Source organism: Dyadobacter sp. CY351 (assembly GCF_021502625.1).
In the GTDB taxonomy this organism is placed as follows: domain Bacteria; phylum Bacteroidota; class Bacteroidia; order Cytophagales; family Spirosomataceae; genus Dyadobacter; species Dyadobacter chenhuakuii.
The window spans coordinates 78915-103413 of record NZ_JAKFFU010000008.1; the positions used below are offsets into that span (position 1 = coordinate 78915).

Annotated in this window: 25 protein-coding genes; 10 read left to right on the forward strand and 15 right to left on the reverse strand. The window is 46.3% G+C overall.

What is annotated here, in order from left to right; translation table 11 throughout:
- Positions 1–15 precede the first annotated feature (15 nt).
- Positions 16–654, forward strand: a complete 639-nt coding sequence (locus L0660_RS16510; protein ID WP_233797354.1) for an RNA-binding protein — start codon at positions 16–18, stop codon at positions 652–654.
- 79 nt (positions 655–733) lie between these two features.
- Here the strand turns inward: L0660_RS16510 and L0660_RS16515 are convergent, their stop codons facing one another.
- The 7 genes from L0660_RS16515 to L0660_RS16545 all read right to left on the reverse strand — a co-directional run bounded on the left by L0660_RS16515 (position 734) and on the right by L0660_RS16545 (position 9266).
- On the reverse strand, positions 734–1924 hold the full coding sequence (locus tag L0660_RS16515; RefSeq protein ID WP_235160401.1) for an MFS transporter: 1191 nt from the start codon (positions 1922–1924) through the stop codon (positions 734–736).
- A gap of 45 nt (positions 1925–1969) precedes the next feature.
- Positions 1970–4630 carry a DNA mismatch repair protein MutS gene (mutS, locus tag L0660_RS16520; RefSeq protein WP_235160402.1) on the reverse strand — a complete coding sequence of 887 codons (2661 nt, stop codon included), beginning with the start codon at positions 4628–4630 and terminating at the stop codon, positions 1970–1972.
- Positions 4631–4727: 97 nt separating this feature from the next.
- Complete coding sequence (locus tag L0660_RS16525; protein ID WP_255712369.1) at positions 4728–5324, reverse strand: pseudouridine synthase; 597 nt, start codon at positions 5322–5324, stop codon at positions 4728–4730.
- A gap of 31 nt (positions 5325–5355) precedes the next feature.
- Positions 5356–5940: a Uma2 family endonuclease gene (locus tag L0660_RS16530; RefSeq protein WP_235160404.1), complete on the reverse strand. Its 585-nt coding sequence runs from the start codon at positions 5938–5940 to the stop codon at positions 5356–5358.
- 43 nt (positions 5941–5983) lie between these two features.
- A complete protein-coding gene (locus tag L0660_RS16535) occupies positions 5984–6772 on the reverse strand; it encodes an exodeoxyribonuclease III (RefSeq protein ID WP_235160405.1) in 789 nt (262 codons plus the stop codon).
- Between the two features lie 5 nt (positions 6773–6777).
- The gene (locus L0660_RS16540; RefSeq protein ID WP_235160406.1) at positions 6778–8622 is read right to left on the reverse strand and encodes a hypothetical protein; all 1845 of its coding nucleotides are present in this window, start codon (positions 8620–8622) and stop codon (positions 6778–6780) included.
- 17 nt (positions 8623–8639) lie between these two features.
- Positions 8640–9266 (reverse strand): hypothetical protein, encoded by a 627-nt coding sequence (locus L0660_RS16545; protein WP_235160407.1) that lies wholly within the window; start codon positions 9264–9266, stop codon positions 8640–8642.
- A gap of 144 nt (positions 9267–9410) precedes the next feature.
- Here L0660_RS16545 and L0660_RS16550 point away from each other — a divergent pair, with 144 nt between their 5' ends.
- Positions 9411–9923 carry a DUF4494 domain-containing protein gene (locus tag L0660_RS16550; protein ID WP_026628522.1) on the forward strand — a complete coding sequence of 171 codons (513 nt, stop codon included), beginning with the start codon at positions 9411–9413 and terminating at the stop codon, positions 9921–9923.
- Between the two features lie 43 nt (positions 9924–9966).
- Here the strand turns inward: L0660_RS16550 and L0660_RS16555 are convergent, their stop codons facing one another.
- Positions 9967–10707, reverse strand: coding sequence for a hypothetical protein (locus L0660_RS16555; RefSeq protein ID WP_235160408.1), 741 nt, complete (start codon positions 10705–10707; stop codon positions 9967–9969).
- Between the two features lie 91 nt (positions 10708–10798).
- On the opposite strand from L0660_RS16555, the gene L0660_RS16560 reads away from it, so the two are divergent.
- Positions 10799–11608, forward strand: coding sequence for a UDP-2,3-diacylglucosamine diphosphatase (locus L0660_RS16560; RefSeq protein ID WP_235160409.1), 810 nt, complete (start codon positions 10799–10801; stop codon positions 11606–11608).
- 3 nt (positions 11609–11611) lie between these two features.
- Here the strand turns inward: L0660_RS16560 and L0660_RS16565 are convergent, their stop codons facing one another.
- From L0660_RS16565 to L0660_RS16580, 4 genes are all read right to left on the reverse strand, one after another.
- On the reverse strand, positions 11612–12358 hold the full coding sequence (locus tag L0660_RS16565; RefSeq protein ID WP_235160410.1) for a carboxypeptidase-like regulatory domain-containing protein: 747 nt from the start codon (positions 12356–12358) through the stop codon (positions 11612–11614).
- 128 nt (positions 12359–12486) lie between these two features.
- A complete protein-coding gene (locus tag L0660_RS16570; protein WP_233797363.1) occupies positions 12487–13320 on the reverse strand; it encodes a phosphatidate cytidylyltransferase in 834 nt (277 codons plus the stop codon).
- A complete protein-coding gene (locus tag L0660_RS16575; protein WP_026628527.1) occupies positions 13292–13513 on the reverse strand; it encodes a putative signal transducing protein in 222 nt (73 codons plus the stop codon). Before L0660_RS16575 ends, L0660_RS16570 begins: the two co-directional genes overlap by 29 nt.
- Positions 13514–13532: 19 nt before the next feature.
- Entirely contained in the window at positions 13533–14504 is a 972-nt protein-coding gene (locus L0660_RS16580; RefSeq protein ID WP_235160411.1) for a CPBP family intramembrane glutamic endopeptidase, read from the reverse strand.
- Between the two features lie 65 nt (positions 14505–14569).
- Here L0660_RS16580 and dusB point away from each other — a divergent pair, with 65 nt between their 5' ends.
- The 4 genes from dusB to frr all read left to right on the forward strand — a co-directional run bounded on the left by dusB (position 14570) and on the right by frr (position 17461).
- A complete protein-coding gene (gene dusB, locus L0660_RS16585) occupies positions 14570–15559 on the forward strand; it encodes a tRNA dihydrouridine synthase DusB (protein WP_235160412.1) in 990 nt (329 codons plus the stop codon).
- Entirely contained in the window at positions 15553–16089 is a 537-nt protein-coding gene (locus L0660_RS16590; RefSeq protein ID WP_235160413.1) for a biotin/lipoyl-containing protein, read from the forward strand. The genes dusB and L0660_RS16590 overlap by 7 nt, the downstream gene beginning before the upstream one ends.
- 63 nt (positions 16090–16152) lie before the next feature.
- Positions 16153–16872, forward strand: a complete 720-nt coding sequence (gene pyrH, locus L0660_RS16595) for a UMP kinase (RefSeq protein WP_026628531.1) — start codon at positions 16153–16155, stop codon at positions 16870–16872.
- A gap of 28 nt (positions 16873–16900) precedes the next feature.
- Complete coding sequence (gene frr, locus L0660_RS16600) at positions 16901–17461, forward strand: ribosome recycling factor (protein ID WP_235160414.1); 561 nt, start codon at positions 16901–16903, stop codon at positions 17459–17461.
- 81 nt (positions 17462–17542) lie between these two features.
- Here the strand turns inward: frr and L0660_RS16605 are convergent, their stop codons facing one another.
- Together L0660_RS16605 and L0660_RS16610 are read right to left on the reverse strand one after the other, a co-directional pair.
- The gene (locus tag L0660_RS16605; protein WP_026628533.1) at positions 17543–18535 is read right to left on the reverse strand and encodes a UDP-glucuronic acid decarboxylase family protein; all 993 of its coding nucleotides are present in this window, start codon (positions 18533–18535) and stop codon (positions 17543–17545) included.
- A 38-nt stretch (positions 18536–18573) separates the two neighbouring features.
- Positions 18574–19890, reverse strand: a complete 1317-nt coding sequence (locus tag L0660_RS16610; RefSeq protein ID WP_233797368.1) for a UDP-glucose/GDP-mannose dehydrogenase family protein — start codon at positions 19888–19890, stop codon at positions 18574–18576.
- Between the two features lie 212 nt (positions 19891–20102).
- Here L0660_RS16610 and L0660_RS16615 point away from each other — a divergent pair, with 212 nt between their 5' ends.
- From L0660_RS16615 to L0660_RS16625, 3 genes are all read left to right on the forward strand, one after another.
- Positions 20103–21266 carry an acyl-CoA dehydrogenase family protein gene (locus tag L0660_RS16615; RefSeq protein WP_235160415.1) on the forward strand — a complete coding sequence of 388 codons (1164 nt, stop codon included), beginning with the start codon at positions 20103–20105 and terminating at the stop codon, positions 21264–21266.
- Between the two features lie 128 nt (positions 21267–21394).
- Positions 21395–22309 carry an SPFH domain-containing protein gene (locus tag L0660_RS16620; protein ID WP_233797370.1) on the forward strand — a complete coding sequence of 305 codons (915 nt, stop codon included), beginning with the start codon at positions 21395–21397 and terminating at the stop codon, positions 22307–22309.
- 1 nt (position 22310) lies between these two features.
- Positions 22311–22745: an NfeD family protein gene (locus tag L0660_RS16625; protein ID WP_026628537.1), complete on the forward strand. Its 435-nt coding sequence runs from the start codon at positions 22311–22313 to the stop codon at positions 22743–22745.
- Between the two features lie 83 nt (positions 22746–22828).
- Here L0660_RS16625 and pafA read toward each other — a convergent pair whose 3' ends face one another.
- Positions 22829–24460, reverse strand: a complete 1632-nt coding sequence (gene pafA / locus L0660_RS16630) for an alkaline phosphatase PafA (RefSeq protein ID WP_235160480.1) — start codon at positions 24458–24460, stop codon at positions 22829–22831.
- Positions 24461–24499: the final 39 nt, after the last annotated feature.

The following is a 24499-nucleotide window of genomic DNA, read 5'->3' on the forward strand; positions in this document are numbered from 1 at the left end:
AAACAAGTCGTTTCCATGGACATTTTTGTTGGGAGTCTTTCTTTTAAATTGAAGGAAAGCGAATTGCGTGAAGCTTTCGAAAAATTTGGAACAGTGAGCTCCGCGAAAATTATCATTGACAAGATTACACGTCAGAGCAAGGGTTTCGGCTTTGTCGAAATGCCGGATGAAGAAGAGGCAAGGTTGGCGATCAACAATTTGAACGGAGCCGATATGTACGGAAGGCCGTTGGTTGTAAATGAATCGCAGAAGAAAGAAGCAAGAGGAGACGCAGGCGCGCCAAGGAGAGAAGGCGGTTTCAACAGAACGCCACGTCCTGACGGCGGCAGTTCCGACAGACCAAGCAGCGTACCTGGAAGCGGAAGCAGCACGGGCGGCGGATACAGCGGAGGCGGTGGTTTCAGCGGTGGAGGCGGTTACAGTGGCGGCGGAGGCTATTCCGGAGGCGACAGAAGCTCAGGCGGCGGAAGCAACGACCGATACAGAAGCAGCGACCGTGGACACAGTGGCGGCGGATACGGTGATAAAGGTGGATTCGGAGGCAAATCAAGATCTGACGACCGGTTTGGAAAAGGCGGAGGAGATTATAAAAAAGGCGGAGGGGGATCCAAAAACTACACCCGCAACATTGGCGATGACGATGATGATGATTGATTATAAATCATTGATCTATAAATAGAAAAACCCTGTAAGAAATCGTCTTACAGGGTTTTTTATTGGCAGCAAGAGCATGTTATGCTGTCGCCTTTACCTTATTATCTTTAAAGAAAAGCACAAATAGCACCAAAACAACGGCTGCAATGCCAGCTGGCACCATCCAGATGCTTGTCCAGTCTTTCACACCATTCACCGTGTACATATCGGCAACGATGCCCGCCAGCCACGAACCGATGCCCATTCCAATCCCGTAAGTCGCGATGGAGATAAGCCCCTGCGCAGATGAACGATATTTTTCGCCTGCTTTGCTGTCTGTGTAGATTTGTCCTGTAACGAAGAAGAAGTCGTAGCAAACACCGTGCAAAATGATGGCCATATAAAGCAGCCATTCGCTGGAAGCGTCGCCGTAACCAAAGCCGATAAAGCGGATAATCCAGGCAATCAACCCAACGACCAGCATCCATTTAACGCCTAAGCGGCTGAATGCAAGGGGAATTAAAAGCATGAAAACCACTTCGGAAGCCTGTCCAAGTGACATTTTGTTCTCCACATTAGTCATTCCTGAGTCTGTCAGCGACGGATTGGCCATGGCGTAATAGAAGGACAACGGAATGCAGATCAGCAGCGAAGAGATGAAAAAGATGGCGAATGAGCGGTCTTTGAAAAGCGTAAAGGCATCCAATCCCAAAATGTCTGAGAATGAAGTTTTGGTGCTTGGTTTCGGCGGGGTGTCCGGCAAAAAGAATGAATAAACGCCCAAAAACGCCGAAGCGACCATTGAAATCTTAAAGATCATTACATCATCTCCAAAGCCATAATAACCGATAATGTTGGAAACGACAATCCAGGAAACCGTTCCCATTACGCGTATGGCAGGGAAATCTTTTTCTGAATTGGTGACCTGCTGCATTGCGATCGAAGTCGTCAGCGACATCATCGGTGCAAATGAGATACAGTAAGCCAGGATGATCCAGAAGAAGTTGTCCGGATCGTCAACGCCTGTGAGGACGAAAAGCAATGCGGCACCTGCAAGGCTCAACACGCCCAGCACTTTTTGAGCGGCAAAATAACGGTCGGCGATCATTCCGACAAAGAACGGAGCGATAATCTGCGCGATGGAAAAGGCCGCATAAGCATTCCCAACTTGCGCACCGGTTGCGCCCAGTGCTGTGAACAAATATTTACTCATTTGACCGTACCACGATCCCCAGATAAAATAGAGGAGGAACATCATGGCCATCAACTGAAAACGCGTTGTGTTTTTCATAAAAGGGATAGGAGTTTGATTGAGTAATTTTTAAAGTGTTATGGGCTACTTTTTAACGATTTTCTGGAATTCATTCAGTTTCAAAAGCGCCTCAATGGGCGATAATGTGTTCACATCCACCAGCGATAGTTTTTCTTTCAACTCTTCCATTCGCGGATCGGCTGGTTCAAAAATGCTTAACTGGAAGTTGTTTTTAGGAATTTCCTTCACCCGCTTTTTGTGCTCGTGTGTGACGTGATCTTTCTCCAAATGATGCATGATCTCACTCGCGCGCAACACGATCAGCTGCGGCATGCCCGCAATCTGAGCCACGTGGATCCCAAAACTATGCGCGCTTCCGCCTGGTTTCAGTTTGCGAAGGAAAATCACTTTGTTATCCACTTCCTTCACCGCCACATTGAAGTTCTTAATGCGTGGAAAATCTTCGGTAAGCTGATTTAACTCGTGGTAATGTGTTGCAAACAATGTTTTTGGCTTGCAATCAGCCTGATTATGGAGATATTCTGCTATTGCCCAGGCAATGGAAACGCCGTCATAAGTGCTTGTTCCTCGTCCGATCTCGTCCATTAGCACCAAACTCCGGTCGCTCAGGTTATTGAGAATGCTGGCTGTTTCGGTCATTTCCACCATGAATGTACTTTCACCGCGGCTCAGGTTGTCACTCGCTCCTACCCGGGTGAAGATTTTATCCACTAATCCAATGTTTGCAGATTTGGCGGGCACGTAGCAACCCATTTGTGCCATGAGCACGATTAATGCGGTTTGCCGCAGCAACGCAGATTTTCCGGCCATGTTAGGACCGGTAATGATGATGATTTGTTGTGAAACATCATCCAAAAACAGGTCATTCGGCACATAACTTTCTCCCACGGGAAGTTGTTGCTCGATAACGGGATGCCGTCCATCCTTGATATCCAGCTCGTTGCCTTCGCTCATGACGGGTTTTGTGTATTTATTTTTTCGCGCAACCGTAGCGAAAGAACTCAGCGCATCCAGCGTGGATATCACCAATGCATTCTGCTGCACCGTGCCCACATATTCAGCCGCCATAGACATTAATTCGCTGAAAATCCGGTATTCGATCGCTGAAATTTTATCCTCGGCATTCAGGATTTTCTCCTCGTATTCTTTGAGCTCGGGCGTAATGTATCGCTCGGCATTCACCAGTGTTTGTTTTCTGATCCAATCGGCCGGGACTTTATTTTGATGTGCGTGCGTGACTTCCAAATAATACCCAAAAACCTTGTTATAAGCGATTTTGAGTGATCCGATGCCCGTGCGTTCTATTTCCCTGTTTTGCAGTTTGATTAAAAAATCCTTCCCCTCGTACGAAATGGCATGCAACTCGTCGAGCTCAGGATCAACGCCACTTTTCACAATGCGGCCATTATTTGTCAGCAGAGGGGCGTCTTCACGGATTTCGTTTTCAATTTTATCAACCAAAAAACTGCAAGGATTAAGCTGATCTGCATATTTCTTCAATATCTCAACGGCCTGCGTAGAAATTTCCTTCTTCCCTGCCTTTTTGGATTTTTCTTCTTCCTGGCTAATAATGCCGGAAATCAGCTCCTTAACCGGACCGATTTGTTTTAACGACTTTTTCAGCTGCACTAATTCACGGGGATTGATTCGCTTCACGGCAACTTTGGAAATAAGTCTTTCCAAATCCCCTATTTGCTTCAAATGCCCTATAATCGCATCATGAAGATCTTCATTTTCAAGAAAATGCTCGACCGTATTCAACCGGTCTTCGATAGCCAGCTTGTCTTTTAATGGCAAAACAATCCATTTCCGAAGCAAACGCGCACCCATAGGCGTCACGGTCTGATCCAGAATTTGTATCAACGGGACCCCACCTTCCTGCTGCGGGTAAACGAGTTCGAGATTACGAACAGTAAAGCGATCGAGCCAGACGTATTTCTCCTCCTCCAAACGCGTAATACGGCCAATGTGGCCCACTTCCTTATGCTCCGTTTCGCGCAGATAATGCAGGATCACGCCCGCTGCAATGATCCCCATCGGCAGCGCTTCAATTCCGAAACCTTTTAATGTCGTTGTCTGAAAATGCCCGATCAGCTGCTCATAGCCATATTCGTAGCCAAAGCACCAGTCGTCCAGTTGGAAAGAGTGATATTTCCCTCCGAAAAGCTGATTAAATTCCTGTTTGTGTCTTTTGCAAAATAGCACTTCGGCGGGGCTGAAACCTTGTAACATTTTATCAATGTAAGCCGCATTGCCCTGGGCCGTCATAAATTCTCCCGTAGAAATGTCCAGGAAAGCAAGTCCGTAAATATTGTCGGGTCCAATGTGGACAGCCGCCAGATAATTGTTTTTACGGGTGTCAAGCACATTATCATTCAGCGAAACGCCGGGTGTAACCAGCTCGGTAACACCTCTTTTTACAATGCCTTTGGCTGCGGCAGGATCTTCAAGCTGATCGCAAATCGCCACGCGCTCGCCCGCACGGACCAGCTTGGGAAGATAATTATCAAGGGAATGGTGTGGAAATCCAGCCAGTTCTTCGTGCGCTCCGCCATTGTTCCGGCGGGTAAGCACGATGCCCAGAATTTTAGAGGCACGAATGGCGTCTTCTCCGAAGGTTTCGTAAAAATCCCCTACGCGAAACAGCAGCAGCGCGCCCGGGTACTTGGCCTTGATCTCGTTGTATTGTTTATTAAGCGGAGTTTCTTTTTGTGCCTTTGCCAACTATCAGCCTTATTTTAAGAAAAGGATATGTACAAAATTAAGCCTTCTCTCCGGTTTGGCAACATTGGGCCAAGGTTTTGTGAAAGCAGCAGTTATCTCAATCGTATACGCGGCGCACGTCTTTCGCCGTAACTTCCCACACGTCCCCTGGTTTAGGAAATTCACCCGTTTTATCAGCGAGAGAAATTTTTCCAATTGACCAGCGCACGAGCCGCAATGTTGGAAAACCGGCCGCGGCGGTCATGCGTCTTACTTGCCTGTTTTTGCCCTCGCCTATGGAAATGGAAACCCAGGAAACAGGAATGTTCTGGCGGAAACGGATGGGTGGATTGCGCTCAGGCAATGTTGGTTCGTCAATCGGCGAGATTTCCGCAGGGAGCGTTAAGTGCTTTTTGCCGTTAATCGAGATTTGCACGCCGTCGCGGAGCATTGCGCATGCCTCCTCAGTAATAGTGCCTTCAACCTGCGCATAATACGTTTTGGAATGTTTGTTTTTTGGATCCAAAACCTTTGTTTTCAGGAAATTATCATTGGTAAGCAGCAGCAATCCTTCACTATCCGCATCCAACCGCCCAACAGGGTAAATGTCTTTGGGAAACTCAAAATCAAGATCCGCAAGCGTAGGATGATCGCCTTCACGAGAAAATTGTGAAAGCATTCCGAATGGCTTGTAAATGAAGAAGTAACGAAACAAATTGAAAGGAAATTAGGATGATTCAGCGCTGTTATTTTAGAAGCGCGCCTGGGTTTAGAGAAAAACCGGGCAAAATATCTTCTCCTGAAAGCGTCACATCCAATGTATCGTGGATGACAATAGATTGGTCAGCTCTATATATATGAATCTTATTATTAAAACGATCTATCAGCCAGCCCAACTGAGTTCCATTATTAATGAATTCGTTCATTTTATCCTGCAAGTAAGCTAAATCATCGAATTGTGAATGGATTTCTACCACGAAATCAGGACAAACAGGTGCGAAAGTTTCTTTCTCGTCTTCTGATAATGCGTCCCATTTTTCCATGATCAGGAAGGACGCATCTGGCGACCTTACGGCTTTGTTTGGCAATGTGAAACCGGTTGACGAGTCGAATAAATAACCATAGCGATTGTCTCTATTCCAGTTCCCCAGAGTAGCAGCAATCTTTGCATTAAATATGCTTGTAAGTGCTCCGCTTAAAGACTGAATTATAATATTTCCTTGCGAGTCTCTTTCAAATTTTAGTGTGTCGTTCATTTGGCAAAACTGGAAGAATTCTTCTTCACTCATCAGGTCGCCCATCTTCATAGTTACCGGCATTGGCATGTCCATAACGCTTTTGGTTTGAATCTTGCTTTAATCAAAAATACGAAATTTATGAGTCGGTGCGCGAATATGGCGATTCAATTTCTAACCACACCGGACAATGGTCCGAGTGGACGGCGTCATTTATTTGCCGGCTGGAAATGATGCGATCTTTCAAGCTATCGGCAACAGAAATGTAGTCGATGCGCCAGCCTTTGTTGTTGCCCCGGGCGCCTGCGCGGTAAGTCCACCAGGAATATTCGCGCAGCTCCGGATTTTTGAAACGGAATGCGTCGGTGTAGCCGTTACTGAACCATTTCGTCATCCATTCCCGCTCCTCGGGAAGGAAGCCGGACATTTTCTTATTCCTGACCGGATCGTGAATGTCGATTTCGTTATGCGCAATGTTGTAGTCTCCGCAAATGATCAGGTTAGGGCGTTCTTTTCGTAGTTCGGTAACCCAATCAAAGAAGTCACCCAAAAACTGGATTTTCACGCCCTGGCGAATTTCTCCGCTTGTTCCCGAAGGAAAGTAGCAGTTTAAAACAGTGATATCTCCAAAATCCGCACGCAAAATCCGGCCTTCTGCATCATAAGCTGGAATGGCGCAACCTGCGGAAACCATATCGGGGTAGATTTTGGAAAACATCGCAACTCCGCTATAACCTTTTTTCTCTGCCGCATGCCAGCCAATGAGTTCATAACCAAGCGATTCCAATCCAGACAGATCTACCACATCAGGCGTTGCTTTCACTTCCTGGAAACACAAAACGTCAGCAGAAACCGTGCTTAGCCATTCAACCAGACCATTCCGCAATGCGGCACGAATCCCGTTGAGATTGTAAGTAAGTATTTTCATATCAGCTATTTATGAATTTTGCTTTCGCACAAAGAAATACTTTTTCCTGTAAAGTAGGATTTCCATTTTCCAGGCGCAGCGGGATCTTTTTCCACCATCCAAACTTCGAATAAACCTGCCGGAAGCTTTGTCCGATATAGCGAGTATTGATATTCAGATCCGTAATAAGTTTGTTTTTTCAAAAATTGAGCAGGGGAATTCGGCACGGGAAGTGCGGGTAAGAGCAGGGTGCGGTTTTCGGAAGCCAGAGCAAAATAAACCGGGTTTCCAATCCCATTATCGTTTGCCTGAATACGCAGGAATTTGACCGGAATATTATTGCCATCATTCAAATAACTGACCTTAACCTCCACTTTGCCCCTGTAACGATCCGCTTTTTGTCCGGTTTCAGCAATCAAATGCTGGTGGGATGGAAAGTCTTTATATTGATCGAAATTGAGCAGATTATTGGCATTTAATGTATCGATCAGATTGCTCATTCTGGTGGGATGGTTCCAGAATGGAATGTCCCCGAAATTATCGCCCGTTGTCAGGAAGGTTTTGTGGTTTTTCCAGTAAAAACTGTCGATCACAAGATCCTCGTGGAACCGTCGGATACTGGCAACCGACGTATAATAACTCACAAAATTCAGCGATACAAAGCAAACCAAACCAAGTAATACGGCAATGTGCCTGAGGTTTTTGATATTCTTGACCAAAATCACAACACATATATACACCGTTGCCAGCAACGCAACCCCGAAAATCATGTAACGCCGGGAAAATATATTGCCGCCATACATCACATACGTGTTGATAGGCCTGCTGATCACGAACATTGCACCTGTTCCCATGGCGAACATCATTGCACCCCACAAAAACCAATCGCTCCAGAGCGGTTTTTTATTTAGCAAAAGTCGCAATACCCAAATACAAAAAACAAGCAACATGCCCGCACCCAGTAACACGCACCAGACCATATCGGCGTAAAACGTGTTGATAACCGGATGTATAACGTCCAGGTAGAGCGCGTTGCCCCAGAAGGCAAACACAAAAATGAGGTTAAAAATCGGATGCGGCCAAACGGAGCCGGTGTGTGATGGAATAACCTGGTAATCAAACAAAAAGTAAAAAAGCACAATGGCCACGGCGACGGCAAGCCAGATAGAAAGCAGCCTGAATCTTCTCTGTAATCCCAGGATCAGCGCGCCGATGATCCAGGTGAGGATGCCGCTTCCGCTTGTAAATGTGGTTAAAAGCGCAGCAGCGATCCCTAAATACCAGCCTTTCTGATCATTCCTTGCAATTCCATAAGCGGAAAGCAATGCGAAAAAGATTAGGGGTGTATTCTGGATTGCGGCGATTCCCCAAACGGCGTTTTCAAAATAAACCAGATTGAAAAGCACGTAAGGAACGGGAATGAAGTAATACCAGGAAACCTGCTCTTTTTTGAATGACAAGAAAAGCAAATAAAAAATGCCCAGCAACGCGAGGTTACCGAGCAGTATTTGAGTTTTGACATTGACCGTACCCGTGAAAAAGTACATGACCAGCATCACAGTCCTTTCAAATGCAAAACGGTGCTGATTGACCTGCTCGAAAAGCACTTCGATCTTGCCTACAAAACCATTAGCAACATGAAAATTATGGATCGTTTCCAGCAGATTGAAGTCATCCGTATAAGGAATATTCAATGTGTAGGCTTCCAGAATGAGATAAAAATAGACAACCGGTGTAATGATCAGGCCTATTCCCGACCATTTTCGCAATGTAACCTGGCCTCTGTAAAAGCTTATTCCAAACAAAACAAGCAAAATAATGACCAGGCTGAAATATTGAAAGAGATAAGGGTTGTCTACAAGTATTCTCAAAACTGTGTGATTTAAATTTAGCGTGCGAGCATCTTACTCGTAACTTCTTTTTCGAATGTAATATATCCGGGATAATTAACTTGTTTTCCGGCTACATCAAGCGTTGGGCGAATTTTCACCTGGAATTTCGCGGGCTTTGCATCGCCTTTGCCGGTCAGCGCCATGATCATGTTCACGAACTCATCGCGCGTTTTGTCATTGGAAAGCAACTGGTAAGCATTTGTATTGAGCCTAACGGGAACTCGTGTAGGGCTGGTTCCTGGCATTACTTCGATCAGCTGGCTCAGGTAGCCGTTGAAAATCTCGTTATTGGTAAGCAGCACTTTGTATTCCAACTGGTTGATCGCGGCGCGTTTCTTAGTTGGATTTGTAATGTCAATGTTCACCCGGAGATCCAAAGGCACATTTTTTCTTAAAAGTCCCATCGAAAGTCCCGGATATTTCGCCAGGTCAAAATCGCTGAAACTGCGGATATTCTTAAATTCCCGAATGTCAATTCCCGACAGATAAACGCTATCGACCGAGGCAATGTCGTATTTACAATCGCCAAATGTTTTCGCATCGGCAACCTGGCGGCCTACTCCGCAACTGGAAAGCGCGCCGGCTATAATCATGAGTACAAGGACCCAAATGTTCTTTTTCATTATCAAAATATTTTTCGCAAGTTAAACAGTAGGTATCAGAACGCATGCAACGTGCAACGATTATTAGTTTGTGACTATATTTTTTGCACGCCTTCACCCAAGCGTTTACATTTGCCTACTTTTAAGAAAATAAAAACTACAAATATGGCGAGCTGGTATTTAGGGAAAATTCGGTATCAAAAAGAGGATGAGGCGGGAAGTCTAAAAACGATCAATGAAGTTTATCTGGTAGATGCCGTTTCATACACGGAATCAGAAGCCAGGCTTTACAAGCAAATCGTTACCGGTGCCAGCGATTTCAGCGTAATGAGCATTTCACGGATGCGTCTAGCCGATTTGTTCGCTTTCGAGGAAGGGGAACAGTGGTTTAAGGCGAAAGTGATCTATTTTTCAGTTGATGAAAAAAGCGGCAAAGAGAAGAAAATCATCAATCAGATGCTGGTTAATGCCGATGGCATTCAGCAGGCGCTGGACAGGATCAACGAAAGCATGCGGAATTTCCTGATCCCTTACGAGACGACAGACATTGTGTTAACGCCGATTCTGGACGTTTTCCCGTACACAGCGGAAGAGGACGAACAAGAAATCCCGGCCAATATGCGGCCATTATCAGAAGTAAAAGCGGAACGCGCGGAAGCAGAAGCGGTTGCAGAATAAAAACGTTCTCCGTCCCTTTAAAGGGGCGGAAATGTTTTTTCTTTTATTCTGTTTTGAATACTGGGTATCCCTTCGTTGACACCGTCTGCGGATCACGCGCGAAGCTTTTCAGTTTCAAAATCGTGTCTTTGGAATTAATCTCGGCAACAAGCTGATTCGGCTCCAAAAGGTGCATATAATCAAACGAAATCGGCATTGCGACCGCGCTTTCTACGAATTCCAATCCATATAGCGGATATACATTAAAAGGCGTTTTGGCTAGCCAAACCGTATCCTTGTTCTCGGAAGTGGCAAAGCTCACATTGTATTCCAGGCTTTCGAAACCAAAATCATCCCTTTTGTTTCCCGTTGCTGCCCAGTAGGTCGAGAAATCTTCTCTGGCTTGTGCTTTGGTGTCCGGCCCGGGCTTCAATGCGCCCACCGCCTCGTTAATCCTCATTTTTTTACCATTCTCATCTGCGCCGCAGAAAATGTATTTCCCATCCGGAAACCCGATCACAAAATCGAAGTCCTTACCGCCTTTTCCAAAGCTGTTTTCTTTCTTGAAACACATCCCGCCGCTCACCGGGTCAAGGTAAATGGTGATGGTGCCTTTGGTTTGATCGGCTTTATTTTCGTAATCATACACCAGCGAATGGCTGAAATAATACTGGCCTTTGGCAGGCTGCCACTGCGCAGCGCGTTGTTTATCAGCCGGAATTTTCTTCGCAACCTGGGCGAAGACAGGCGCGCCATAATACAGCGCACAGCACATTATAAGTAGGGAAGCAAAAAATCTTTTCATTATCATAAGTTGTAAACGGCGTGCAATCTAGAAAGAGATTGCTAAAAAATCACGCCGGTGAATGTAAATTGCAGCGCATTTAAAATTCCGCATGAACTTTCATTTTGAGAAAAAGACGATTCACCTGCAAGATGGCCGCCGCGCCTATTTTTCATCGGATTATCATCTTGGCGTCCCTTCCCCGTTGCAGAGTCGCGAGCGCGAAAAGCGCATTGTAAGCTGGCTGGAATCCATTCAGCACGATGCGCAGGTGATATTTCTGGTGGGTGATATTTTTGATTTTTGGTTTGAATACAAAAAGGCAGTTCCCAAGGGTTTTGTGCGGTTGCTGGGGAAACTGGCAGAGCTTTCCGACAAAGGAATTGAGCTCATTATCTTCACCGGAAACCATGATATGTGGATGTCGGGCTATCTGACAGAAGAAGTTGGCGCTGCTATTTACAGAAATCCTGTCTCGTTTACATTTAATACAAAAGGCGCTTCGAAAACGATGTTAGTAGGCCACGGCGATGGATTAGGGCCGGGCGACAGCACTTATAAGTTTCTGAAAAAGGTTTTTGAAAACCGCTTTTTCCAAATGATCTTCCGTATTGTTCATCCGGATGTGGGCATGTGGATTGCGATGGAATGGTCTAAAAGAAGCCGGATTGCCAACGTGAACAAGGGCGAAGAGCGCTTTATGGGCGCGGACCATGAATGGTTATTTCAATATTGCAGAGAAGTTGAGCAAACGCAGCACCACGATTTTTACATTTTCGGGCACCGGCATCTCGTCCTGGATATGCAGGTCAATGCGAGATCTCGTTACATTAATCTCGGAGAATGGGTTTCGCAGCAGCATTTCGCCACGTTTGACGGCAGCAATCTGACATTGAAAAAGTTTGATCCTGCGCTGCTTTAAGTATTACTGACCGTTTTTCTTAATATCATTATCAGGCATGGGAGGGATAAAATCCTGCTTGGTAATGTTCTCGCGGGGAGCCGCGTTGAGGTCTTTTCTCCAATCTTTTTGTTTCAAATCACCCTTCTTAACGGATTTGATGAAGTTGGCCCAGGCGAATGGGTTCAGGAATGGAAATGTGGTCGCAAAGCCTTTATTACCCGTTGATTCACGCCCGAAAAGCAACTGGTCCATCGAATAGCGATAATTGGTTTGTGCATTATTTGGCACCTGCGCCGCCATTCTGTTAATGTAATCCGGGTCTGTGCTTCTCGCCAACGCATCCCTATCCGCCTGATCGGGCAGTTTCAAATCAAGGAATGCTTTCTTGAATTCTTCTTCTGTTGAATAGGGATAAATGGTCACGCCGGAAAGCGTTACCACATCTTCTCTCAGCGCTACAATGGCCGAGTAAATATCTGAATTATAGCTCCTCGGGATAACGTGATACTGTTTTTTGAAACCTACATAACCAAAAACAATGCTATCGCCCGGAAAAACTTTAATCGTGAAAGAACCGTCGCTTCTGGATAATGTTCCCCGTCCTGCGTTTACAATGAAAATCGTTGCCCCAGGCAGGATTTCGGTGGTTTTGCCGCCTACAACCATCCCTGAAAACACAATTGCACTTTGTTCACCCTGCGCAAACGAATCCCGGACTCCAGTTACACCTGCAAGTATCAATAAAAATATAAAAAGACTCCGTTTCATTTCCAGATTGTTATTCCAAAATCAATGTTAAACCAAATGCATTTGTAATCATTGCTAAACTTTTGTTCCTGTTTTAAAAACGACTTACCGTCTCACGGATTGCCTGCTGAACAGACTTACTCGTGTTACTAGGAAAAAAGCTTTAAAAAAGTGACGATAAACGGAGCCGAAAGAAGCAGACCATCAAACCGATCTAAAAAGCCTCCGTGACCCGGAATACTACTTCCCGAGTCCTTAATGGCAATGCTCCGCTTGAAAAGGGACTCTACCAGATCGCCGTAAGTGCCCACTACCACAATAATGGCCCCGATGCAATACCATTTCCAGGGTTCGAAGGTACGGAAATAATAACCGAGGGCAAAGGCGATAAACGCCGCGAACACCGCACTTCCCATCGCACCTTCCCATGATTTCTTGGGAGAAATACGCTCAAAAAGCTTTCTTTTCCCAAATTTCGTCCCTGCAAAATAGCCGCCAATGTCCGAGGCCCAAAGCAAAAGCAGGCTCCCCAGCACGATTTCATAATTGTAATTCCCGCCGCGCATCGCCATCACAATAATAAGGGCAAATGGAAGCGCCACGTAAATGATGCCCAGAAACGTAAAACCAATGTTGGTAAAGGGTTTCAGATCATTCTTTTTATACAGCTTGATAAAGAATATCATCGATAGCAACGGGCTGATTATGAAGTAATTTTCAAATGGCACAATGTCCTGCTCTATCAGATACGCAAGTAACATCATGACTGTGCCACAGAATGTTCCATAATATGTCAGCGGCTGGTTTCCATCCAGGCCAAGGAGCTTGTAAAATTCCAGTTGGGTAAGCGAGCTGATGGTGCAAAAAAGGAGCAGGAAGGTCAATTCATTGTAAAGGATGCAGCTTATGATCACAAATACACCTGCCAGAGCAGTGATTGTCCTTTGCTGTAAATTATTCAGATTCGTTAAGCGCTCCTTCATTCGTTATTATCATTTGGGCCTGTGAAAGATCACCAGCCGGCACGTGCACTTCATACATTCCGAATACCGGATAATTGCTGTCTTTTTTGTCAACGATGACAGCTGCAATTCCGTTTTGTTCTAAAATTTCACGGGCAATATCAGCCCGCATCACTTGTGCGCTTTGATAAGCCTTCACCCAATTTTCAGCCATATATAATTAAAATATTGATTTAAAACTCCTTATCCATCAGTAAAGGCTCTTTCTGCATCGCACTCGTTTTCCGTATAGAAAACAATATGCCAGCAGAAACCAGCAACGAAGATAAGATCAGCATCACCGGCATCGACTTTGTTTCTTCCACATCGATGCTCACCGCACCAATGTTGTTGAGATACATCATCACAAGCACGAAGCCGTTATTGACAAAATGGGCGAGTATAGCCACCCAGATGTTTCCCGTCCAGTAATATAGGTAACCAAACACTGCCCCCAACATCATCCGGGGCAAAAATCCGTAAAACTGGAAATGGATAGCACTAAAAATAGCCGCCGCAACCCAGATCCCCACATGCGGGTTTCCCCAAAGCTTGATCAGCTTAGTCTGGATAACACCACGAAAAAGCACTTCCTCGCCTAGTGCAGGCAACAAAACCACCACAAACAATGCAACCAGCAATTGGCCAAACTGTGTATATTCCGTCATAAAAGCCGTCATCACCGAAAGCTGATTCTCTTTCTCCTTCATCCACAATTCCAGCTCCGACAATGCATCCGGCAGCTTCATGGCTGCATTCCATTCTATAAACTTGCTGTTGACCGGAATAAAAGCCAGTACAAGCAAAAAAGCCAGTAACCAGACCCTGAAAGCGGGTTTGGGACGGAAGTCAAATTCAGCGATCGATTTACGATCTATATAAATCCAGAAAACAAGCGAAGGAAGCAGGTAGGAGAAGAAATGAACCGTTCCCTGCAGCAACATTAATGCATACCAACCATTGGAAACTTCGCCCGGGTTGCTTAGTAATTGGGTCAAAACACCGGTAATGCTGCTGGTATCGACATGCAAATAAAGCGCAAGCACCATAACCGCCAGGATATTGCCCACCGCCATACCAATGAGCACAAAGCCAATGAGGACCAACAAACTGCCTCCTATGCCGGGTACACGGGAAACTAACTGAATAGGGTTACTATTTTGCATAATTGATGTAAATTTACAGTTAATTATGAATTTAAAAATAAGGAATAGGCGTCAGCCTTTGTGAGATGGTAAAAATCGGAAACATAGCGTTAGGTGATTTTCCACTGCTTCTGGCACCGATGGAGGACGTAAGTGACCCTCCTTTCAGGGCGGTTTGCAAGGAAAATGGTGCGGATCTGATGTACACGGAATTTGTATCGTCGGAAGGATTGATCCGCGATGCGGCGAAAAGTGTGCAGAAGCTTGACATATTTGAATATGAACGGCCGGTTGGCATTCAGCTTTTTGGCAGCGACATCGAAACCATGGGTTCATGCGCCGAGATCGCATCCCGCGTAAATCCCGACCTGATCGATATAAATTATGGCTGCCCGGTGAAAAACGTGGCTTGTCGTGGCGCCGGTGCTGCATTGTTGCAGGATATCCCTAAAATGGTCAAGATGACCGACGCGGTGGTGAAATCGACGCATTTGCCGGTAACCGTGAAAACCCGACTAGGTTGGGACGAGAATACAAAGAATGTGCAGGAAGTTGCGGAACGCTTGCAGGATATCGGCATTCAGGCATTATCCATTCACGGCCGCACGCGCGTACAGATGTACAAAGGCTCGGCAGATTGGACATTGATCTCGATGATTAAGGACAATCCGCGCATTACGATCCCAATTTTCGGAAACGGCGATGTGGATTCTCCTGAAAAGGCATTGGAATACAAAAACAGGTTCGGCGTGGACGGCATTATGATTGGCCGCGCAACGATTGGCAATCCCTGGATCTTTAACGAGATCAAACATTATATGAAAACGGGCGAAAAACTGGCTCCGCCTACAATGGAACAGCGCGTGGCCGTTTGCCGCAAACACCTTGAATTCTCTATCCGCTGGAAAGGCCCGGTTGCGGGTGTTTTTGAAATGCGCAGGCATTATACCAATTATTTCAAAGGACTCGATCATTTCAAACCCTTTCGCATGCGGCTGGTTGAAGGAATGACCTATGAAGAGCTCGACGGGATTTTACAGGAAGTTGTCCACGAATACAGCGAAGCATTATGCTGAAAATCGCTGTATCCGACGCGCCGGCAACCGAACATGGGGACGACGCGTCAACCGGGCATGTTTTTGAGATCAATAAAGAGCAGAACAACCTGTCCATAAGCGGCGAAACGTTTGATGGCGACATTACGACGCTTGGCAACAACCATTTTCACGCCATTTGGAAAAACAAATCCTACAACATTGAAGTCCTCGAACGCAATGTTGCAGAGAAAACATTTCACCTGCTCGTCAACGGCCAGCACATTCATACCAAAGCAAAGGACGAGCTGGACCTGCTGCTGGAAGGAATGGGATTGCAAAACACCAGCATCGCCAAGATTAATAATGTGAAAGCACCCATGCCCGGACTCATCCAATCCGTTGCCGTTGCCGAAGGCGATACGATCCAAAAGGGCGACACATTGCTCGTGCTGGTGGCCATGAAGATGGAAAATACGATCAAATCTTCCGGAAACGGAGTGGTGAAGACGTTGAAGGTTGTGGCTGGTGAAATCGTTGAAAAAAACCAGGTATTGCTCGAGTTTCAATAAATTACTTGTTAATCTTAACTTCCTACGCTTATTTTTACGGTCGAAAACACCTATCTCACAATCATGCCCGAACCAAAATATAAACGTTTACTACTGAAACTGAGCGGAGAAGCACTAAATGGCGGCGACAAAGGCCAGGTTATTGACTTCAACATTCTTGATAATTATGCCCGGGAAATCAAGAGAATTGCCGAAGTAGGCGTTCAGATTGCAATCGTGATCGGAGGAGGAAATATTTTCCGCGGCGCATCCGTCGAAAAATCGGGCATCGACAGAGTGCAGGGCGACCATATGGGCATGCTGGCCACCGTAATTAACGGTATGGCCATTCAGAGTTCACTTGAAAAACATGGAGTAAACACGCGTTTAATGTCTGCGATCAAAATGGAGCAGGTTTGCGAACCTTTGATCCGCCGCCGCGCGATCCGTCACTTGGAAAAAGGACGCGTTGTTATATTCGGTGCCGGAACGGGTAACCCCTATTTCACCACAGACACAACAGCCGGACTTCGTGCGATTGAATCGGAATCCGAGGTGGTTTTGAAAGGAACACGTGTAGACGGTGTTTACACAGCTGATCCTGAAAAAGACCCGCTTGCTACGAAATACACACAACTTACGTTCGACGAAGCATTGTCTAAAAATCTGAAAATCATGGATTTGACGGCATTTACACTTTGCAAGGAAAACAATGTTCCGATCATCGTTTTTGATATGAACAAACCTGGTAACCTGTACGATCTGGTGATGGGTGAAGAAGTGGGAACATTGATATCTAACTAGGAGTAATACAATATATTATTACAAAATAATGGAAGAAATAGAATTATATCTGGATGACGCCAAGGACACCATGGAAGGCGCCATCAAGCACCTGATCATTGAACTCGGTAAAATACGCGCCGGAAAAGCATCTCCTCAAATGCTGGAAGGCCTTCAGATCGATTATTACGGTTCCATGACGCCATTGCAAAATGTGGCAACGATCAACACGCCTGACGCGAGGACAATCGCGATCAGGCCGTTTGAGAAAAAAATCATCAATGACATTGAAAAAGCGATCCGTAACGGAAACCTGGGTTTTGCACCTTCCAATGATGGGGAAATGATCCGTATTTCGGTTCCGCCATTGAACGAAGAACGCAGAAGAGAACTGGTGAAACGTGCGAAAAACGAGATCGAGACTGCGAAGATCAACATCCGTAACATTCGCCAGGATGCAAACAATTCATTGCGCAAGCTGACGAAAGAAGGCGTTGCAGAGGATTTGGTGAAGCTAAGCGAAGACCGCGTTCAGAAACTGACAGATGGCTTTATCACTAAAGTGGAGCAGATTTTCAATGCGAAAGAAAAAGAGATCATGGAAGTATAGTGATTCAATATCAATAGCCTACCAACAAAAAATCCCGCTTCCGCGGGATTTTCTGTTTACTATCATTTCTAAAAGTATCTCTTATTTTGAGGCGCTGAAACTTTCAAATCCTCTATGGTTGGATTCTTCGTAAAGTCTCTCCTTAGGCAGGTTGCGGAAGTAATCGTAAGTGATACGCAAACCTTCTTCACGGGTAACTTTTGGCTCCCAGCCAAGGATTTCTCTTGCCAATGTAATGTCCGGCTGACGCTGTTTCGGATCATCTTGTGGCAAGGGCTGATAAATCACTTTCTGATCCGTTCCGGTCAACTTGATAATTTCCTCAGCAAACTCTCCGATCGTAATCTCAGCAGGGTTACCAATGTTAACAGGCAACGAATAATCGCTCATTAGTAATCGATAAATGCCTTCTACAAGGTCATCTACATAGCAGAATGCACGAGTTTGCGTTCCGTCACCGAACACTGTAATGTCCTCGCCTCTCAGCGCTTGTCCGATGAATGCCGGCAATACGCGTCCGTCGTTGAGGCGCATTCTTGGTCCGTAAGTGTTAAAGATCCTTACGATGCGCGTTTCCAGCTCGTGATAACGGTGGTAAGCCATCGTGATCGCTTCCTGGTAACGTTTTGCTTCGTCATAGCAGCCGCGTGGCCCGATCGGGTTTACGTGGCCCCAGTAATCTTCGGTTTGCGGGTGAACCAATGGATCACCGTACACTTCGGATGTGGAAGCAATGATAAAACGTGCTTTTTTAACCCGGGCAAGCCCAAGCAGGTTATGTGTTCCCATCGCGCCCACTTTCAGGGTTTGGATAGGGATTTTTAAATAGTCAATAGGACTGGCAGGCGATGCGAAGTGCATGATGTAATCCAGCTCTCCCGGCACGTGTACAAATTTCGTAACATCGTGGTGGTTAAACTCAAAATTCGGATTTGGCATCAAATGCTCAATGTTGCGCATATCCCCTGTGATGAGGTTATCCATCCCGATCACATACATGCCTTCTTTCAGGAATCGCTCGCAAAGGTGTGAGCCCAGGAAACCCGCCGCTCCGGTTATTAATACACGTTTCATTTAAAATGAGATAGGTTTAATGTTGAAATTTGACTTCCTCAGGCCGGAACGACTTTTTCGCGTCCAATGCTGAAATAAGTGTAACCCATTTCGCGCATTGTTTCCAGTTCATAGAGGTTTCTTCCGTCAAAAACTACTTTATTTTTAAGCAGCTTACCCATTTTTTCAAACTCAGGTGTACGGAACTGCGGCCATTCTGTGAAGATCATTAGCGCATCTGCATCATCCAGGGCTGCATATGGTGTATGGCAGAAAGTTACTTTATCGCCAAGTATATTTTTGACATTCGTCATCGCTTCCGGATCGTAAACGGTCACTCTCGCGCCGCCTGCCAGCAATGCCTGAATGTTTTCCAAAGCCGGTGCTTCACGGATATCGTCTGTATAAGGCTTAAATGCAAGCCCCCACACCGCGATTGTTTTATCTTTCAGACTTCCTCCGAAATAGTTGTCAACCATTGGCAACAGCTTTTTCTTCTGGTCATCATTCACATCCATTACTGATTGCAGGATGCGGAAATCGTAGTTGTAATCTTTTGATGTTTTGGCAAGTGCCTGCACGTCTTTCGGGAAGCAGCTTCCACCATAACCGATTCCGGCGAATAAGAAACGCTTTCCGATACGGCTGTCTGTTCCGATACCACGACGGATATCGTCCACATTAGCACCCACTTTTTCACAAAGGTTTGCGATTTCGTTCATGAAAGTGATTTTCATGGCCAGGAATGAGTTGGCAGCATATTTTGTCATTTCAGCAGAACGCTCGTCCATGAAAATAACAGGGTTACCCTGGCGAACCAACGGAGCGTACAGTTTCTCCATCACTTTCTTCGCTTTTTCAGAGGAAGTTCCAACCACAACGCGGTCTGGCTTCATAAAGTCCTCAACAGCAACACCTTCCCGCAGGAACTCGGGGTTAGAAACCACATCGAATTCAACTGTTGCATTGGCTGCGATGGCTGCATGCACTTTTTCAGCAGTTCCCACAGGAACAGTGCTTTTATCAATAATTACCGCGTATTGTTCCATAATATGTCCCAGATCGTCGGCAACTTTCAGGATATATTTCAAGTCGGCAGAACCATCTTCACCCGGAGGCGTTGGAAGTGCAAGGAAGATAACCTCTGCGTCCTTAATTCCTTCTGCCAGATTGGTTGTGAACACCAAACGACCTTCGGCAACATTGCGATCAAAAAGCACGTCAAGACCCGGCTCATAAATGGGAATTTCGCCTTTTTGCAAACGTTCAACTTTTTTGACATCAATGTCAACGCAGGTTACCTGATTGCCCGTCTCGGCGAAGCATGTTCCCGTAACCAAACCTACGTACCCTGTTCCTACAACTGCGATTTTCATAAAATGTGATAATTATTATATAGCTGTTTTAAGACTTATTAATTAACGTTAAATATTTGTACTTAACCAAGACGGCTAACTTTTGGGGTATGCAAAAGTAACTTTTTTTAAATGAATCTTCACCTCCTCTTGTAGGATTTGTTCGTTTACGGATGGTGATTTTTATACAAATCTTACTAACATTGAACAACACAATATAATCATCAGCAAATATGGACTTACTAAAAGAGGATTCAGTTGAAAGCCAGCGGGAACAAACCTGCGACCTGATCCGTGAGACAGTCAAAGACTTTACAGCGATCCATATAAAGCCTTATAGCAGAGAGTGGGACGAAGCACAGCAATTCCCTAAAACATTGTTTCACAGCCTGGGCGAACTGGGCCTGATGGGCATGCTGGTGCCGGAGCAGTACGGCGGATCCGGATTAGGATATAAAGAATATGTGACGGCGATCATTGAGCTCTCCAAAACAGATCCTTCGGTGGGATTATCCATGGCTGCGCACAACTCGCTTTGCACAAATCATATATTAATGTTCGGCAGCGAAGAGCAAAAACAAACCTATCTTCCCAAACTGGCATCCGGCCAGAACGTAGGCGCATGGGGACTTACGGAACCTAATACAGGCTCCGACGCGGGCAATATGCAGACCGTGGCCGTGCGTGACGGCGACGACTGGATCATCAACGGCTCCAAGAATTTCATCACCAATGGAAAATCAGGAGACGTGGCCGTGATCATTACCAGAACCGGCGAGCCCGGCGACAAGCACGGCGCCACAGCATTCATCATAGAGCAAGGCACGCCAGGGTTCACATCCGGTCGCAAAGAGGACAAGCTCGGCATGCGCGCATCCGAAACTGTGGAGCTTATTTTCCAGGATTGCCGCGTTTCCGACCGGCAGCGGCTGGGTGATGTAGGCGATGGCTTTATTCAGTCATTAAAAGTCCTGGATGGCGGCCGGATCTCCATTGCCGCATTGGGCGTAGGCACTGCATTGGGAGCCTATGAAGCCGCGCTAGCTTATTCCAAGGAGCGCAAGCAATTCGGCAAAGCGATCTGTGATTTTCAGGCGATTGCCTTCAAGCTGGCCGACATGTATACCGACGTGCAGGCATCCACATTGCTTACTTTTCACGCCGCAGCATTGAAGGATGCCGGACAAAAAGTGGCACTGGCGAGCTCAGTTGCCAAATATCACTCTTCCGAAACAGCCGTAAGGGTCGCAAATGAAGCCGTTCAGATCTTTGGCGGATACGGATTCGTGAAAGATTATCCAGCCGAAAAGTTCTACCGCGACAGCAAGCTTTGCACCATTGGCGAGGGCACAAGTGAAATTCAAAAAATGGTTATATCAAAAGAAATATTGAAATAGTAATATAGCCGCAACCATCCATCCCCATCTTAAGCCGACGAGCAAGTTTCCGTAATACTGATGCATGAAGCAGTAGGAAGGAAGTCATGTTATGGCTATTTTCGCAATAGACCATAACCTGACTTGATATGACCACTCCACTTATCGTGTTGCTTGTCCTTGTAGTGTTCACGATCCTGATGACCGTGAAAGTGATCCCGCAGCAAACCGCTTACATTATGGAGCGGCTGGGTAAATTCTACGCCGTCCTGCAACCCGGCATCAACTTCATCATCCCGTTTTTCGACCGCATTGCTTATAAATACACCCTTAAGGAAACCGCCATCGACATTCCCGAACAGATCTGCATCACGCGTGATAACGTGCAGGTGCGCATGGACGGTGTCATTTTCATTCAGGTGATTGATCCTAAAAAAGCTGCTTACGGCATTGCAGATTATACATTTGCCGTGATCCAGCTCGCGCAAACAACCATGCGCAGTGAAATAGGAAAACTTGATCTGGACAAAACATTCGAAGAACGGATGACCATTAACCGCGCCGTCGTGGAATCCATCGACGAGGCGGCTACGGGCTGGGGTGTGAAAGTTTTACGTTACGAGATCAAGAATATCACGCCACCCCAGAGCGTTTTGATTGCTATGGAAAAACAAATGCAGGCAGAAAGGGAAAGAAGGGCTGTAATTTTGCAGTCCGACGGTGAGAAGCAGGCGGCGATCAATGTTGCCGAAGGTCAGAAACAAAAAGTGGTTTTGGAATCGGAAGGTCTCAGGCTGAGACAGATTAATGAGGCGGAAGGGGAAGCAGCGGCGTTGCGCTCGGTGGCGGAAGCCACAGCGGAAAGCATCAGGCTGGTGGCCCAGGCCATTCAAATGGAAGGTGGCGTGGAGGCGGTGCAGCTCAAAGTGGCCGAAAATTATGTGGAACAATTTGGCAAGCTGGCTAAGGCAGGCAATACGCTTATTCTGCCCGCCAACCTGGCAGATATGGGATCGTTGATCGCCACCGCGCTTACTGTTGTTAAATCAGAACAAAAGAAATAGTATGGATTTGTCTTTGCCGCAAATATGGCTCATCGTCGGACTGATCATGCTAATTGCAGAACTGGTCAGTGTTTTACTTGTTTTCGTGTTTTTTGCGATCGGTGCATTGTTCACCTCCTTGCTGGCCGCCATAGGCCTGCTTGGCAGCACTGAAAGTCAGATTATTGCTTTCTCTGTTATTTCGCTGGTCTCTATGCTTGTGTTACGTAAGCATGCGCGTCGGTTGCTGGACCGTAAAGGCGCGGCGGAATACAATGAATTTGTAGGTGAAACGGCCATGGTTATCAAGGACATTCCGGCCCAGGGGGAAGGAAAAATCTATTACCGTGGCGCAGAATGGAAAGCTAACTCCGAAAACCACACCTCCATCACCGCCGGAAGTAAAGTGGTGATTAAAAAAGCAGACGGAATTCTGCTCATTGTCGAAGAATCCTGAATAAGGTCAAACAGAAATATTAACAAAAAGAGGCTGCATAGCAGGGATCATCTCCCCTATGCAGCCTCTTTTTATGTAACAACTTACTTCTTAATCGCCTCTTCCACCGGATTTCCAATGTTTCCGCTGGCTGGCAAAATGTGCAACAATGCAGAAATAGTAGGCGCAATGTCCGAAACCGAAGTCCGGCGCAACGTTTCCCCTTTATTTATCCCCCAACCAAACATAACGAAAGGCACCTGCGTGTCGTAATTGTAGGGTGTTCCATGGGAAGTTCCTGTTGGCGTTCCGTAAAACCATCCCGGCTCGGCAAGGATCTGAATATCGCCGCTGCGCTTTGCATTCACATTATTTTTGTAAAGTTCGAGCTGATAGGTGTTCAAAGGCGCCTTTCCCATATCCGTCAGGTTCAAAACGTCTGCTACGCCAGGGACTTTAAGCAATGCTTCCCGGATCACTTCTGTCGCCATAGCAACGGTTATTTTATTTTTTTGCAAAAGGGCGTGATCGAAATACAACTGGTTATTTTCTCTGCTCAGAACGTATTTTTCTTTACCAAATGCGTCATCCAATGCTTTATCCACGGTCGCATTTACAACCCTGCGCTCAACCAGCCCGGCAGGAAGCTTATGCGCCGCTGCAAACCCCGGAACGTCCACAACGCCGTGATCGGCTGTCAGGAACACGGTGTATTCGCCCTTGCCCACCCAGCTGTCCAGGAAGCCGAAAAGCTCCGCGAATTCGCGGTCCAGGCGCAGGAAGTCGTCTTGCTGTTCTACGGAGTTAGGCCCTACCCTATGCCCGATCTTGTCTGTCGACGAAAAGCTGATCGCCAGGAAATCCGTATCCTTTCCTTTCCCCAGATTTTCTCCCTTAATCGCCTCAATGGCCATTTCTTTCGTAATCGTGTTGCCCCACGGCGTATCCGTTACCACACCAAATGCATCGCCAGCCAAACCAGCCAGGTCATAGGGAAAAACAGGCCTTTTGGCACCAGGCAATTTGCCTTCCCAATCTACATCGTCCGGTGAGCTTTGTCCGTAACTATCCGCAGAAAGCAGCAATTGCCAGCCTTTTTGCAGATAGGCCGAAGGCATTTTTTTGGCATTATAATCCTTCACCCACTGCGGCAGGTCGTCCATATAATAGGTGCTCGTCACCCAGTTCCCGGTTTTGGAATCAAACCAATATGAACCGTTGGCGGTATGCCCGCCAGGCAGAATAGAGCCTCTATCCTTGATCGCTACCGCAATCGTTTTGTTACGGAAGTTGGTAGCAATCCTAAGCTGGTCAGACACCGTGCTCGTCAGCAAATTCCTCGGCGACATTTTGCCCACCGATGTATTATTGCTTCCTACCGTTTTCACCGTGCTGTCTTCCACACAATAAATGCTTTGCCTGGTAATGGGGTCAAACCATTCATTGCCCACGATGCCGTTGATCGCAGGCACCGAGCCCGTATAGGCCGATGCGTGACCGGCAGCAGTCACGGTTAGTGCATAACTGTAATGATTGTTCCGGCAGTTGAAACCCTCATTCATCATTCTTTTAAAACCACCCTCCTGATATTGATCGTAATAGCGATACAAATAATCGTAGCGCATCTGATCCACAACAATACCAACCACGAGTTTAGGCCGCGCGAGTGGCGATGATTTAGGCGTTGTTTTTTTAGGGGTTGGGGCAAATGCAGATACAGAAAGCAGCACCAGCATTGCTTTGAAGCAAATTTTTCTCACAGTTTAGGAATATTT